The sequence below is a fragment of the Breoghania sp. JC706 genome (assembly GCF_037026715.1).
Classification (GTDB): Bacteria; Pseudomonadota; Alphaproteobacteria; order Rhizobiales; family Stappiaceae; genus Breoghania.
The window spans coordinates 686,914-701,120 of the sequence record NZ_JBANCG010000001.1; the positions used below are offsets into that span (position 1 = coordinate 686,914).

General features: G+C 65.5%; 10 protein-coding genes and 1 pseudogene. 3 read left to right on the forward strand and 8 right to left on the reverse strand.

Annotation, left to right across the window (positions count from 1 at the left end; genetic code table 11):
• Positions 1-249 precede the first annotated feature (249 nt).
• Complete coding sequence (hcp, locus tag V2L18_RS03100; RefSeq protein WP_336176334.1) at positions 250-1,830, forward strand: hydroxylamine reductase; 1,581 nt, start codon at positions 250-252, stop codon at positions 1,828-1,830.
• A 439-nt stretch (positions 1,831-2,269) separates the two neighbouring features.
• Here hcp and V2L18_RS03105 read toward each other — a convergent pair whose 3' ends face one another.
• Positions 2,270-2,929 (reverse strand): hypothetical protein, encoded by a 660-nt coding sequence (locus tag V2L18_RS03105; RefSeq protein ID WP_336176335.1) that lies wholly within the window; start codon positions 2,927-2,929, stop codon positions 2,270-2,272.
• On the reverse strand, positions 2,922-3,197 hold the full coding sequence (locus V2L18_RS03110) for a DUF3572 domain-containing protein (protein WP_336176336.1): 276 nt from the start codon (positions 3,195-3,197) through the stop codon (positions 2,922-2,924). Before V2L18_RS03110 ends, V2L18_RS03105 begins: the two co-directional genes overlap by 8 nt.
• Positions 3,198-3,357: 160 nt before the next feature.
• Between V2L18_RS03110 and V2L18_RS03115 the strand changes: the two genes are divergently transcribed.
• Together V2L18_RS03115 and V2L18_RS03120 are read left to right on the forward strand one after the other, a co-directional pair.
• Complete coding sequence (locus V2L18_RS03115; RefSeq protein WP_107989331.1) at positions 3,358-3,729, forward strand: response regulator; 372 nt, start codon at positions 3,358-3,360, stop codon at positions 3,727-3,729.
• Between the two features lie 21 nt (positions 3,730-3,750).
• The gene (locus V2L18_RS03120; RefSeq protein WP_336176337.1) at positions 3,751-5,124 is read left to right on the forward strand and encodes a PleD family two-component system response regulator; all 1,374 of its coding nucleotides are present in this window, start codon (positions 3,751-3,753) and stop codon (positions 5,122-5,124) included.
• A gap of 814 nt (positions 5,125-5,938) precedes the next feature.
• Here V2L18_RS03120 and rpmG read toward each other — a convergent pair.
• The 6 genes and pseudogenes from rpmG to topA form a co-directional block, all read right to left on the reverse strand.
• Entirely contained in the window at positions 5,939-6,106 is a 168-nt protein-coding gene (gene rpmG / locus V2L18_RS03125) for a 50S ribosomal protein L33 (protein WP_336176338.1), read from the reverse strand.
• Positions 6,107-6,286: 180 nt separating this feature from the next.
• The gene (locus V2L18_RS03130) at positions 6,287-7,468 is read right to left on the reverse strand and encodes an MFS transporter (protein ID WP_336176339.1); all 1,182 of its coding nucleotides are present in this window, start codon (positions 7,466-7,468) and stop codon (positions 6,287-6,289) included.
• A 412-nt stretch (positions 7,469-7,880) separates the two neighbouring features.
• Complete coding sequence (locus V2L18_RS03135; protein WP_336176340.1) at positions 7,881-8,579, reverse strand: NUDIX hydrolase; 699 nt, start codon at positions 8,577-8,579, stop codon at positions 7,881-7,883.
• A gap of 38 nt (positions 8,580-8,617) precedes the next feature.
• Entirely contained in the window at positions 8,618-9,082 is a 465-nt protein-coding gene (locus V2L18_RS03140; RefSeq protein WP_336176341.1) for a DUF983 domain-containing protein, read from the reverse strand.
• Positions 9,048-11,375, reverse strand: a complete 2,328-nt coding sequence (gene rnr / locus V2L18_RS03145; RefSeq protein ID WP_336176342.1) for a ribonuclease R — start codon at positions 11,373-11,375, stop codon at positions 9,048-9,050. The genes V2L18_RS03140 and rnr overlap by 35 nt, the downstream gene beginning before the upstream one ends.
• A gap of 12 nt (positions 11,376-11,387) precedes the next feature.
• Positions 11,388-14,062: pseudogene (gene topA, locus V2L18_RS03150) on the reverse strand (type I DNA topoisomerase).
• Positions 14,063-14,207 lie beyond the last annotated feature (145 nt).

Consider the following 14,207-nt stretch of genomic DNA (forward strand, 5'->3'; position numbering starts at 1 on the left):
CCCTTTTGGCCGGCCCGGCGCGCCGGTGCCTGACGATCATAGTAACGCGGATTCGCTTCGCCCATGTTCCAATCCGTCGCGTTGACAGATCCCGCCATACGGCTCACGGTCCGCGCATCAATAGGGGTATATGAAATACTCCTTTTGGTCATCTCGTACCGCTCTCTTGTCAACCTGTCCCTGTCCGGGGCGGGAACGGGCGAGGCATGCCCGCTTGCGAGCGTTTGGAACTAGAAATGGGGATCCAGGATGTTCTGTTATCAATGCGAACAAACGACCGCCGGCGTCGGCTGCACCGATATCGGCGCCTGCGGCAAGGACGCGGATGTCTCCGACCTGCAGGACCTGCTGATCGACGCGGCGGAGCGGCTGGCCCGCTCGCTGTCGGCGCGTCCGGCGGATGAGCGGCCGGAAGGGGCTTCGGCGCTTCTGGAAGATGCGCTGTTCACGACGGTGACCAACGTTAATTTCGATGCCGATCGGGTCGAGGAGCTGATCGTTGCGGTCGATACCATGACCGATCCTGACAATCCCGAAGCCAGTGGCGCCACCCGCGACGGGCGGCTGGACAACGCCTTCAAGGTCGGCATCGCGGCGCGGCGTGCGCGCTTTGGCGAAACGGTGGCCGGCCTGCAGGACCTGCTGCTGTTCGGCCTGAAGGGCATGGCCGCCTACGCCCACCACGCTCGCCGCCTCGGCCGCACCGATCCGACCGTCGACGCCTTCATGATCGAGGCCCTGACGAAGCTTGGCGAGGGGCTGGACGATGCGGACCAGCTGACTGCGCTCAATCTCGCCTGCGGCGAGGCCACCGTCGCGGTGCTCGCGCTGCTCGATGGCGCCAATACCGGCAGCTACGGCCACCCGGTGCCCACCCCGGTGCGCATGGGCCATGTGCCAGGCAAGGCGATACTTGTTTCCGGTCATGATCTCAAGGATCTGAAGGCGCTTTTGGAGCAGACCGAGGGCACGGGCATCAACGTCTACACCCATGGCGAGATGTTGCCCGCGCACGGCTATCCGGAGCTGAAGAAGCACGCCCATTTCGTCGGCCACTATGGCGGGGCGTGGATGCGCCAGCGCAGCGAATTCGACAGTTTCCCCGGTCCGATCCTGATGACCACCAATTGCATCCAGCGGCCGGCGCCCTCCTACGCGAACCGCATCTTCACCTGCGGGCTGGTGGCGTTTCCCTCCGTGCAGCACATCGCGGGCGACGATTTCTCCGCACTGATCGAGGCGGCGAAGGCGGCGCCGGGCTTCACTGACGAGACAAATGCCGGCGATCATCTGGTGGGTTTCGGCCACAACACGGTGCTGTCGGTGGCCGACACGGTGATCGATGCGGTCAAGAGTGGCGACTTGAAGAAGTTCGTGCTGATCGGCGGCTGCGATGGCATGAAGTTCGATCGCAGCTACTACACCGATCTCGCCACCTCGCTGCCCAAGGACTGGGCAATCCTGACGCTGGGCTGCGGCAAGTACCGCGTCATCGGCCACGACTACGGCAAGATCGGCGATCTGCCGCGCCTGCTCGACATGGGTCAGTGCAACGACGCCTTCTCCGCGGTCAAGGTGGCGCAGGCGCTGGCCGATGCATTCGAGTGCGGCATCAACGACCTGCCGCTGCATCTGGTGCTGTCGTGGTACGAGCAGAAGGCGGTCTGCATCCTTCTCGCGCTGCTGCATCTGGGCGTGAAGAACATCCGCATCGGGCCGAGCCTGCCCGCCTTCATCTCGCCCGCGGTGCTCAAGGTGCTGGTGGAGACGTTCAACATCATGCCCATCGACACGGTGGAGAACGACCTGAAGGCGATGCAGGCGGCGTGAGCCATCCGGCATGCGCCGAGGATGGGAGAGCGGTCGTGCGGCCGCTTTCCCTATTTTCAGGCCGCCACAGGGGGGCGGCCGGGTGAAAACGGATGGCAGGGCTTTCGGCGAGTGGCCCATCCTTCGAGACGGCTTTGTCAAGCCTCCTCAGGATGACGTTGAATTTGTTGCTTATTTCGAATGAACCATCAACACGGACAACGTCATCCCGAGGGCCTGGCCCAGAGATTACGGTTGGTTCTTCGCTCCGAATTCTTCCTCATGCCCCTCCGCCGTCATTGCCCGGCTCTGTCCGGGCAATCCATCGCCGGTTGCAGCATGTGCGGAGCGTGCTGGATTACCCGGACATCGTCGGGTGATGACGATGGAGGGGCATGAGGGGGACATCAAGGGGGCCACGCACCGAAAATCCTGCGATCCGTTCTGCCCGTGAACCGTTCTAGATCACCGTCTCGATGAAGCCGCGCGTCGCTGTCCAGTCGTTGCTGGTGAAAGCCGCGCCCTCGACGGGGTCGGCGAGGGCGAAGAAGCGCGGATCGGCGATGAACTGGATGATGTGCGCGCGCTCCACCGCCGCGTGCACGGAGGTCAGATTGGAGGGGCTGTCGTCGAGGAAGACCAGTGGCGCCTCCACCCGCGCCGTCAGGGCGGAGACGGCGGGGCCCTTCGGTCCCTCGTTGACGACCACGGGGTAGGGAATGCCGTAGCGCGCCAGAACCTCCTCGCGCTGGGACTGGAAGCGGGCGGGCATGTTGGTCAGCAGGACGACCTGGGCGCGCTCCGCCAGCCGGTTCAGCGCGTCCGCTGCCCCCGGCACCGGCGACTGCCGCTGTCCGTGAGCCTCGAAAAAGCCGTAGAGCAGGGCGCGTACCTCATCCATGGAGGCGAGTTCGCCGGTCTCGATGTGGCGGATGTTGCCTGTGAGCCGGTAGCGGTGATCGATGAATTCCATTCCCGCCTCGTTCATCAGCCCTTCCAGCGGCGCGATGAACTGCAGCACGACTTCATCGACGTCGCAGACGATGAGGGGGCGGTTACCGAGCGACAGCGCGTCTATCTGGGCGAATGCGGGGTTTACTCCGTTCCGGGCTTCAGACATCGTCGTCGATCGATCCCACGAGGCGGAAATGGGCGACGGCGACCATGGTCGGCCGGATTCGCGCGTTTTCGGTAAAGGCCAGCAGAAGCGGTTCGTCGCTCATGAGAAATTCCAGAACGCCCGCGAGGAACCCGGGCTCGGAGGCCGCGTCGCGCAGCGTCTCCGGCCCGAGGCCCGAAACGGCGAGGAAGCGGCCCAGATGATCCGGTTCGCGGGCGATGAAACTCAGCGCCTCGACGGCGATTCCCTCCGCTTCCTGAGGCGTCAAAGCATTGTCTCGTCCTGTTCCCACCACCTGTTTGCCTTTCTGAAACGAATCCCGGTTAGTCTTTTCACCAATATCCGGGGGACGGGATGCTGATCGGGCGGAGCGGGGGAGCCGCCCGCGTGCCGTCAGCCGTCCTCGCCCCGCCAGTAGAGGCGCCCTGATGGCTAAAACCGTGCTCATCGTGGAAGACAACGAGCTCAACATGAAGCTCTTCCACGACCTGCTCGAAGCGCATGGCTATGCAACGCTGCAGACCCGCAACGGTCTGGAAGCGCTCGATCTGGCGCGCGCCCACCGCCCCGACCTGATTCTGATGGACATCCAGCTGCCCGAGGTTTCGGGGCTGGAAGTCACGAAATGGATCAAGGAAGACGACGATCTCAAGACCATTCCGGTTATCGCCGTCACCGCCTTCGCGATGAAGGGGGACGAGGAGCGAATCCGCCAGGGCGGCTGCGAAGCCTACATCTCCAAACCGATCTCCGTCGCGAAATTTCTGGAAACCGTCCGTTCCTATCTCGGGGAAGCCTGACGCGGGAGCCCACGTGAGCCGATGACCGCACGCATTCTAGTCGTCGATGATATCGCCGCCAACGTCAAGCTGCTCCAGGCGCGGCTGATGGCGGAGTATTTCGAGGTGCTGACCGCGACCAGCGGACCTGAGGCGCTCGAGATCTGCGCGAATGAGGACTGCGACATCATCCTGCTCGACGTGATGATGCCGGGGATGGACGGGTTCGAGGTGTGCCGGCGGCTGAAGGCCGATCCGGAGATGCGGCACGTGCCGGTGGTGATGGTGACCGCGCTCGACCAGCCGGCCGACCGCGTGCGCGGGCTTGAGGCCGGCGCCGACGATTTCCTCACCAAGCCGGTCAGCGAGATCGCGCTGATCGCCCGTGTGAAGAACCTGGTGCGGCTGAAGCGGGCGGCGGACGAGTTGCGCATGCGCGCCCATACCAGCCGCGAGATGGGCTACGACGAGATGGAGGATGTGGACGCGGAACTGCGCTCCTCCCTCGGCCGGGCGCTGCTGGTGGATGACCGGCGCTCCTCCTTTGAGCGGATCGCGGGTGCGCTCTCGCGCGAATTCGACGTGTCGGTGGAGACGAACCCGGAAGAGGCGCTGTTCCGCATCGCCGACGGCGATTTCGACATGGTGTTGCTGTCGCTGTCACTCGACGGGTTCGACAGCCTGCGCCTGTGCTCGCAGCTGCGCTCGCTGGAGCGCACGCGGACGCTGCCGATCCTGCTGATCACGGAAGCCGACGACGAGGAGCGCCTCGTGCGCGGGCTGGAGATCGGCGTCAACGACTACATTCTGCGGCCCGTCGATGCCAACGAGCTGATCGCCCGGGTGCGCACGCAGGTGCGTCGCCAGCGCTACGGCAACCGGCTGCGCGACACCATGCGCCAGACCATGCAGATGGCGGTCACCGACGACCTGACCGGCCTGCACAACCGCCGCTATCTGCTCACCCACCTGGAAAGCTCGTTCCAGCAGGCACAGCAGCGGCGTTCTCCGCTGACGTTCCTGATCTGCGACATCGACTATTTCAAGTCGGTCAACGACACCTACGGCCACGATGCGGGCGACGAGGTGCTGAAGGAATTCGCCCGCCGGCTGCGCCGGTCGCTGCGCGGACCGGATCTGGTGTGCCGCTATGGCGGCGAGGAGTTCGTCATCGTCATGCCCGACACCGACCTGTCGCTCGCCTTCGGGGTGGCGGAACGGGTGCGCAAGCGGATCGCCAGCGAGCCCTTCGTCGTGCAGGGCGGGGCGCAGACGCTGGATGTGACGGTGAGCGTGGGCGTGGCTGCGATCGCCGGTCGTGACGACACGGTGGAACAGCTCATCAAGCGCGCCGACACCGCGCTCTACGCCGCCAAGCGCGACGGCCGCAACCGCGTCGTCGCCGACGCCGCCTGACCCTTCATGCCCTTCCGTCGTCATCACCCGGCTCCGTCCGGGTGATCCAGCGCTCACCCGATTTGGCGCCACCCGCAATGGATTGCCTGGACGAAGCCGGGCAATGACGGCGTGAGGTGTGAGGGAAAAAACCGGAAGCACGCAATCCGATACCATTTCGAGGCCGCGCCTCGCATCCCCCTCTCCCTTGAGGGGAGGTGCAGGGGGGGTAGAGCGGCTTGCTACAAACCTGCCATCGTACCCGAATGGCTCTGTCGAGCGCCGCCAAAACCCAAGCGGGAATTTAAGGTTAACGATTTACTAAAATTGAAACTACCGTGGTCCGAATCGAGAACAAAGCGTTGAATATTCCGCCGCGTCGGATAGTGTGAGCGCCGGAATTCGAGCCACGCAGCCGGCCCGCAGGGGCCGTTTTCGGGGGAGATCGCCGCCCGGGTTCGTTCGGGCAGGGTCCCGCCCGGGCTCGACAGACGCCCTACGGAGTGCTCAGGTCCGCCGCATCTCCTGGGTCCGTGGGGTCAGGCCGGCCGGGAAGTGGGTCAGAGTGGCCTCCTCGTAACGCCCGCTTCCCGCCGGTCACCTCTATATTTCCCATCCACGCACCGATCCCGCACCATCGAAGGATGGCAGGATTCTGCGCCATGCGCAGGTCGGTGCGCGGCGGGCATCCACAGCAAACATGTCGCAGGGGCAGGCGGGGGCGTTGCCGCGTGTCGGGGTGGGCGCGTTGCGCCGCGATCGTGCGACATTCATCCGGACAATAAAAAAGCGCGGCCGGGGCCGCGCTCTTTGAAGACAAGCCGGGAGGCAAGACCTACTTGATCTTGGCTTCCTTGAACTCGACGTGCTTGCGCGCGATCGGGTCGTACTTCATCTTCGTCATCTTCTCGGTCATCGTGCGGCTGTTCTTCTTGGCCACGTAGAAGTAGCCGGTGTCAGCCGTCGAGTTCAGTCTGATCTTGATCGTCGTGGCCTTGGCCATTGCCGTAATCCCTTGGGTAGACGCCCTCTCGGCCGGCATCCGGCGGAAGGGCCGGCGGAAGGGGAGGGCGATGGCATGAAATCGTGCGACAACCTACGCATCGGCGGTGCAAAGTCAAGCCGGCTCTTGCGCCGCGCCTTCCAGGGCGCGGGCAAAGGCGCCTGCGGAGGGCGCGGGCCTTCACACGCCCTCGGGGCTCGACATCCGGCGATAGGCCACGATGAGGTAGATCACGAAGAAGCCGCCGATCGTGTAGGGCATCGCCGCCGGATAGCCGGTGTTCAGCGCCGCGCCCATGCTCAGCGGGCCCGCCAGCATGCCGAGCGAGTACATCATCGCGAAGGCGGCGTTGGCCGACGCCAGGTCGGCTCCGGTGAAGCGGGCGCCCAGATGCGTCAGCCCCACGGTGTAGAGCCCGGCGATGATGCCGCCCCAGACGACGAGCAGCACGGAGAGCGCCGGCAGCGAGCTTCCCATGAAGGGAATGGCGATCGCGCCGGCGAGGCCCGCGAGCGCGCACAGCGCCAGCATCTGGCGGCGCTCGTAGCGGTCGGCCAGAAGGCCGAGCGGGACCTGCATGATGATGTTGCCGCCGACGAAGGCGGAGACCAGCAGCGCGGCCTGGCCCGGTTCCATCCCCAGATGCACGCCGTAGATCGGCAGCAGCGACATGGAACCCGATTCCACCGAGCCGAAGACGAAACCGGCCAGCGTCGCCATGGGCGCGATGAGCAGGAAACGGACGAAGGGCGTGTCGTGTCCGCCGTCGAGCCGGGGGCTGGTGTCGCGCGCCAGCAGCACCGGTACGGCGGCGGCGAGAAGGATCGCCGAACCGATGGCGAAGGGCAGGGCGCCGAGGCTGCCGATGGCGGCGAACATGATCGGCCCTGCGACGAAGCCGATCGACAGGATGGTGGCATAGATTCCCATGACGAGGCCGCGCCGGCCGGCGGGCGCGAGCGCGTTGATCCAGAATTCGGAGAGCACGAAGGTGGCCGTGACAGCGCCGTGGAAGACGAGACGCAGCGGGAACCAGACCCAGAAAGCCTCGATCACGTAGAAAAGGTAGAAGCTGAGGCCGGACACGATCACCATCCAGAAGGCGAGCCGGGCCGTGCCGACACGCTTTGCCATCGGCGTGACGAAGGGCGTGACGGCGACGGAGGCGATGCCGGCGAATGCGGTGTTGATGCCGGTCCAGGCGGGCGAGACGCCGCGTGCCTCGAGAAGAAGGGCGAGGAGTGGGAGGCCGAGCCCGAGGGCAACGCCGACGGCGGTGATGGTCGAGATCGCGGCCGCAAGCCCGCGCCAACGCGCGCCCGGACTGATCAGCGGGGAATGACGCGGTTGCGCCTCGGTCATCGTCTCGGATCCTTGGACGGGCTGTCGCTCCTATCTGGAGCGAAACGCGATGGGAGGCAAGGGAGGCGTGCCGAGGCGGCGCTGGAGAGATTGGTTCAATTCACGGTTGGTGCGGCACATGTGGCCCATCCTTCGAGACGCCCGCTGATGCGGGCTCCTCAGGATGACGTTGTGGGGTGTGTTGGTTTCGGTGTGAGCGCCGATTGCTTCGTGGTGCGTGTTGCGGGCGTCGTGGTCCGTGTTGCTGTCTTCTCTGAAATCAACCACACATACAACGTCATCCTGAGGAGCGCTCGCAAGAGCGCGTCTCGAAGGATGGGCCGCGAGCGGAGAGACCCGCGATCCGGTTCCGCCACGCGATCGGAGAGCCCGAGAACCGGCGATCTCCTCGCCGACCTAATCCCCGCCGTCCTCACACCTCTTTGCGCACGAAGCCCTTGCGTTGCCAGTAATAGAAGGGCACGGGCGTTGCCGGGTCGAGCTCGGGGTCGTCGATCAGGCGCTTCTGCAGTTCCTCGATGATGGTGAGCGTGATGGCCGGCAGCTCCAGCGACTTGGCTTCCTCAAGGCTCAGCCAGCACAGCTCTTCAAGCTCGCCCGTGGGACCCGTTCCCTCCGGCAGCCGATCGCAGATGGCGTCGGCCCACACGGCCAGGAAGCGCGTGTCGAAGCGGCGCGGACGGCGCGGCGGCGTGATGGCGCGGGCGATGAAGCGGAAGGGCTTCAGATCGAGCGAGATGCCGCGCGAGGCGAAGGGCGCGAACTCCGCGTTCGGCTTCCACTGCGCATCGTCCTTATTCCCGATGAAGACGCCCGCCTCCTCATAGGTTTCGCGGATGGCGGCGACCGCGAAGGCGCGCGCGCGGGCCTCGCCCTTGCGGTGCTTCATCTGCTCCATCAGCTTCGATTTCACCGGCGCCTCGTAATCGCCGGTGACGGGGACACGGGAATCGGCCGGATCGACCCGGCCGCCGGGAAAGACGAACTTGCCGGGCATGAACTTGTGCCGGGTGTGGCGGCGGCCCATCAGAACCTGCGGTTCGCCGCCGGCGGCACGGTCGAGGATCAGAAGCGTTGCGGCATCGCGCGGGCGCACATTTTCGTAGTCCATCCGCCTCTCGGCGGAACTCAAACGCTCAACGAGATTGGTCATGCGCCGCTGGAACCTCCCTGTTCCCCTGCCATGAGGGCATAGTCATCTTCCGCATTCGGATCGAAGCCATGCATGTAAAGGGCCCATTGCAGACCGACAAGCGCACCCTTGATCGGCGGCAGCATCAACAGGGCCAGCAGGGTGGAGAACGGGATCCACATCACCATGTGCAGCCACAGCGGCGGCTCGAACGCGGCCTCCACGCCCAGCACCACCGAGATCAGCACATGGCCGAGGATCAGGATGGTGAAATAGGGCGGCGCGTCGTCGGCGCGGTGATGGAAAAGTTCTTCCCCGCAGGTCTCGCATACGGGGCGGACCTTGAGGTAGCGCTCGAAAATGCGGCCCTGGCCACACCGAGGACAGCGGCACAGCGCGCCGCGCTTCATCGCCTGGGCAAGATCCCGCTTGGGCAGCGGAGGAGGTTCAACCCCCGCGCCGCCCCTTATTTCTACCGACATTGCCTTTTCCCTTCCTCCCGGCAGCAGCAGGCCTGCCTGCGGACTGCCCCTTTCGGGGCCCCTTGGCAGACAGCGGGCGTCCCTTGCCCGCATGTCCCCGCAAGGGGCGGCCCTCGATGCCCTCGCTCAACATTTCGAAACGCAGCGCGCCGGCGAGCGGTGCGGCTTCCACCAGCTTCACCTCCACGCGACTGCCGAGCCGATATGTCTCGCCCGTCGTCCTCCCGACAAGGGCATGCGACCTTTCGTCATAGTGGTAGTAATCCGCGCCCAGTGTCGCGGCCGGAATGAAGCCGTCCGCGCCGGTCTCGTCGAGCTGGACGAACAGCCCGGACTTGGTGACGCCGGCGATGCGGCCGGTAAAGCGCGCGCCGATGCGGTCGCACAGCCAGTGGGCGATGAGCCGGTCGATGGTCGAGCGTTCGGCCTTCATGGCCTGGCGTTCGGTCGCGGAAATCTCCGAGCCGATCGCCTCCAGCTTGTTCTCCACCGCCTCGGGCAGACCGTCGTCGCCGAGATCGAGCGCGCGGATCAGGCCGCGATGGACGATGAGGTCGGAATAGCGCCGGATCGGCGAGGTGAAGTGGGCGTAGCGGCGCAGGTTCAGGCCGAAATGGCCGATATTGCCCGGCGCGTATTCGGCCTGTGCCTGCGAGCGCAGAACCACGGTGTTGACCAGTTCCGCGTTCGGCGTGTCCACCACCCGCTTCAGGATGCCGTTGAAATGGCTGGGCCTGAGGTTGCCGGCCTTGGGCAGGGAGATGTCGAGGGTGGAGAGGAAATCGCGCAGCGATTCCAGCTTCTCCGGGCTGGAGGCATCGTGGATGCGGTAAAGCAGCGGCGTGCGCTTCTTTTCCAGCGTCTCGGCCGCCGCCACGTTCGCCTGGATCATGAATTCCTCGACGAGCTTGTGCGCATCGAGGCGGTCCGGCACCACAACGCGGTCGACGAGGCCGTCCTTCGTCAGCAGCACCTTGCGTTCCGGCAAGTCGAGATCGAGCGGCTCGCGCGCATCGCGGCCGCGCTTCAGGCAGGCGTAAGCGCCCCACAACGGCTTCAGGATGGTGTCGAGCAGCGGGCCGGTCTTGTCGTCCGGGCGTCCGTCGATGGCGTCCTGCGCCTGCTGGTAGGCGAGCTTGGCGGCCGAGCGCATGATGATGCGGTGGAACGTGTGGCTCTTCTTGCGCCCGTCGGCGCCGAAGATCATGCGCACGGCCATGGAGGGGCGGTCCTCGCCCTCGCGCAGCGAGCACAGGTCGTTGGAGATGCGTTCCGGCAGCATCGGGATGACGCGGTCGGGGAAATAGACCGAATTGCCGCGAAGATGCGCCTCGCGGTCCATCGCCGAACCGGGCCGCACATAGGCGGCGACGTCGGCGATAGCGACGGTAACGATCCAGCCGTCCGGGTTTTCCGGATCGGGGTCGGCCTCGGCGTGGATGGCGTCGTCGTGGTCCTTGGCGTCGGGCGGATCGATGGTGACGAGCGGCAGGGCGCGCCAGTCCTCACGGCCCTTTGGGCTCACCGGCTTTGCGCGTTCCGCCTCCTCCAGCACGCCTTCAGGGAAGACATGGCGGATGCCGTATTCGTGGAGCGCGATCATCGAGATCGCCTTTTCCGACTTCATCGAGCCGATGCGCTCGATCACTTTCGCCTTCGGCATGCCGTAGCGGCCGGTGCGCGTCGTCTCCACGGCGACGAGGTCGTCGTCTTTCGCCTCGTCCAGATCGGCGATGTCGATCGGCAGTTCCTTCTGCTTGCGGTCGACGGGAACGAGGCGGGCGACGGGATCGCCTTCCTTCAGGCGGATGACGCCGAGAAGGGAGGTCTGCTGGCGCTCCAGAAGCTTGATGACGCGCACCACATGAGCCGCCTCGCTGCCCGGATCGCCGTCGGTGAGGCGTACGAGCGCGCGGTCGCCGACGCCGGGCTGCGGCATGTTGCGGTGACGGTCGGGGATGACGAGGACGGTCGGCACGGGGCCATCCTCCTCGTACCAGCGCGCCGGCTGGCCGATGAGCTCGCCGTCGGCATCGCGGCCGGTGAGATTGGCGACGAAGACCGGCGGCAGCGAGCCGGGCGTGGCGAGGCGGCGGTGGCGCTTTTCGACCAGACCTTCCTCCGCCAGCTCTCGCAGCAGCTGCTTCAGGCCGATCTTGGCCGCACCCGACAGGCCGAAGGCGCGGGCGATCTCGCGTTTTCCGGCCTTGCCCGGATTTTCGGCGACGAATGCGAGAATTTCCTCGCGGGAGGGGAGGTCGTCGTCCCTCCGGCGGGACTTGCGAGATGCCAACTTGTGCCTTGCCTATTCCGTATCCGTCTTCGCTCCAGCCTTTGATTTGGTCTTGGAGGCGGACGTTGTTTTCTTCGTGGTTGTCTTCTTCGCGGCGGCAGACTTGGTCGCCGTCTTCTTCGCCGCCGGTTTCTTCGCGGCCGTCTTCTTGGCCGCGGGCTTCTTGCCCGACTTGCCAGCCTTGGCCGTGATCAGCTCGACAGCCTGTTCCATGGTCACAGACGCCGGGTCGGTGTCGCGCGGCAGCGTGGCGTTGACCTTGCCGTGGTTGACGTAAGGCCCGTAACGGCCGTCGCGCACGGTGACCGGTCCGCCGAGATCGGGGTGGTCGCCGAGTTCCTTCAGCGCCGCCGGCGTCGCCCGTCCGCGCCCGCCCTTGGCGGCCTTCTGGGCCAGCGCATCGACGGCGCGGTTGATGCCGACCTCGAAGACCTCGTCAACGCTGTCGAGATTGGCGTAGGTTCCGTCATGCAGCACGAAGGGACCGTAGCGGCCGATGCCTGCGGAAATGGGCTTTCCGGTTTCCGGATGCAAGCCACCTCGCGCGGAAGCCGGAGCAGCCTGAGGGCCTTTTCAAGGTCCATCGCCTCGGCCGACCAGCCCTTGGGCAGCGATGCGCGCTTTGGCTTGGCCTCCTCGCCGAGCTGGACATAGGGGCCGAAACGACCGGAGCGGAGCGTCACGTCCTGCCCGGTTTCGGGATCCTGACCGAGCACCTTCGGACCGTCGGCGGCAACGCCAGCCTCGTCCTCGCCGTTGACGCCAAGCTGGCGGGTGTAGCGGCATTCCGGATAGTTGGAGCAGCCGACGAAGGAGCCGTAGCGGCCGATCTTCAGGGAAAGCTGGCCGGTGCCGCAGACCGGGCAGACGCGCGGGTCCTTGCCTTCCTCGGCTTCAGGGAAGATGTGCGCGGCGAGGATCTCGTTCAACGCGTCGATGACCTGCGAGACGCGCAGGTCCTTGATGTCGTCGACGGTCGCGGAGAAGTCGTTCCAGAAGTCGCGCAGCACGTCCTTCCAGTTCAGCTCGTTGGCCGAGATCTTGTCGAGTTTCTCCTCCAGATCCGCGGTGAAATCGTATTCCACGTAGCGGTTGAAGAAGCTCTCCAGGAAGGCGGTGACGAGCCGGCCCTTGTCGTCGGGGATGAGGCGCTTCTTGTCGAGCACCACGTAGTCGCGGTCGCGCAGCGTCTGCAGCGTGGAGGCATAGGTGGAGGGACGGCCGATGCCGAGCTCTTCCATCTTCTTGACCAGCGTGGCTTCGGTGAAGCGCGGCGGCGGCTCGGTGAAGTGCTGGTTGGCCTCGATCGCCTTCTCGATTTCCTGCGGGGTCAGCGTCTCGTTCGCATCCATCGGCGGCAGGCGGCGCGATTCCTCGTCGTCGTCATCGTCGCGGCCCTCCTGATAGAGCGTCAGGAAGCCGTCGAAGCGGATGACCGAGCCGGTGGCGCGCAGCTGCGCGGCCTTCGATCCGGAGGTCGCGTCGATGTCGACGGTGGTGCGCTCGATGGTCGCCGATTCCATCTGGCTGGCGATGGTGCGCTTCCAGACCAGTTCATAGAGGCGGGCCTGGTCGTCGTCGAGGAAGCGGCGCATGTCCTTGGGCAGGCGGGACATGTCGGTCGGGCGGATGGCCTCGTGGGCCTCCTGCGCGTTCTTGGCCTTGGTGGAATAGTGGCGCGGCTTTTCCGGCACGTACTTCTCGCCGAATTCGCGGGCGATGAGCGAGCGCGCCCCGGCGATCGCTTCGCCGGCGATCTGCACGCCGTCGGTACGCATGTAGGTGATGAGACCCACCGTTTCGCCGCCAAGATTGATGCCCTCGTACAATCGCTGCGCGACCTGCATGGTGCGCGAGGCGGCAAAGCCGAGCTTGCGCGAGGCTTCCTGCTGCAACGTGGAGGTGGTGAACGGCGCATACGGATTGCGCTTGGTGGGCTTGGATTCGACCGAGGCCACCTTGAAGGAGGCGCCCTCCAGCATGGTGCGGATGGCGGTCGCCTGTTCCTCGCCGGCGATGTCGAGGCGGCCGATCTTCTTGCCGTCGAATTCGGTGAGGCGGGCTTGGACGGGATCGCCCTTGGCGGTGGTCAGGTTCGCCAGGATCGACCAGTATTCCTGCGCGACGAAGCGCTCGATCTCGGCCTCGCGGTCGCAGATGAGGCGCAGCGCCACGGACTGCACGCGGCCGGCCGAACGCGCTCCCGGCAGCTTGCGCCACAGAACCGGCGAGAGCGTGAAGCCGACCAGATAGTCGAGAGCGCGGCGGGCCAGATAGGCCTCGACCAGCGGCTCGTCGATGGCACGCGGATGGGCCATCGCTTCCAGAATCGCGCTCTTGGTGATGGCGTTGAAGACGACGCGCTCCACCGGCTTGTCCTTCAGCGCCTTCTTGTCGCGCAGCACCTGCAACACGTGCCAGGAAATGGCCTCTCCCTCGCGGTCGGGGTCAGTTGCGAGGACGAGCCGGTCGGCTCCCTTGACCGCCTGGGCGATCTCGTTGAGACGCTTCTGCGACTTGGAATCAACGGCCCAGCTCATGTCGAAGTCTTCGTCCGGCCGTACGGATCCGTCCTTGGGGGGCAGGTCGCGCACGTGTCCGTAGGAGGCCAGGACGAGATAGTCCGAACCGAGATACTTGTTGATTGTCTTGGCCTTGGCCGGCGATTCGACGATGACGACGTTCATGTATGCCTGGGACAAATATGCGTTTTAACTGAAGGACTTGCGGCAACATTGCCGCCCGCCCGGACGAGGGGTCGGATCGCACGGACATTCCAAGATCGGACGGGCGCTGTCAAATGACCTGTTCTTGGCCTCTTGTCCAGCGTTG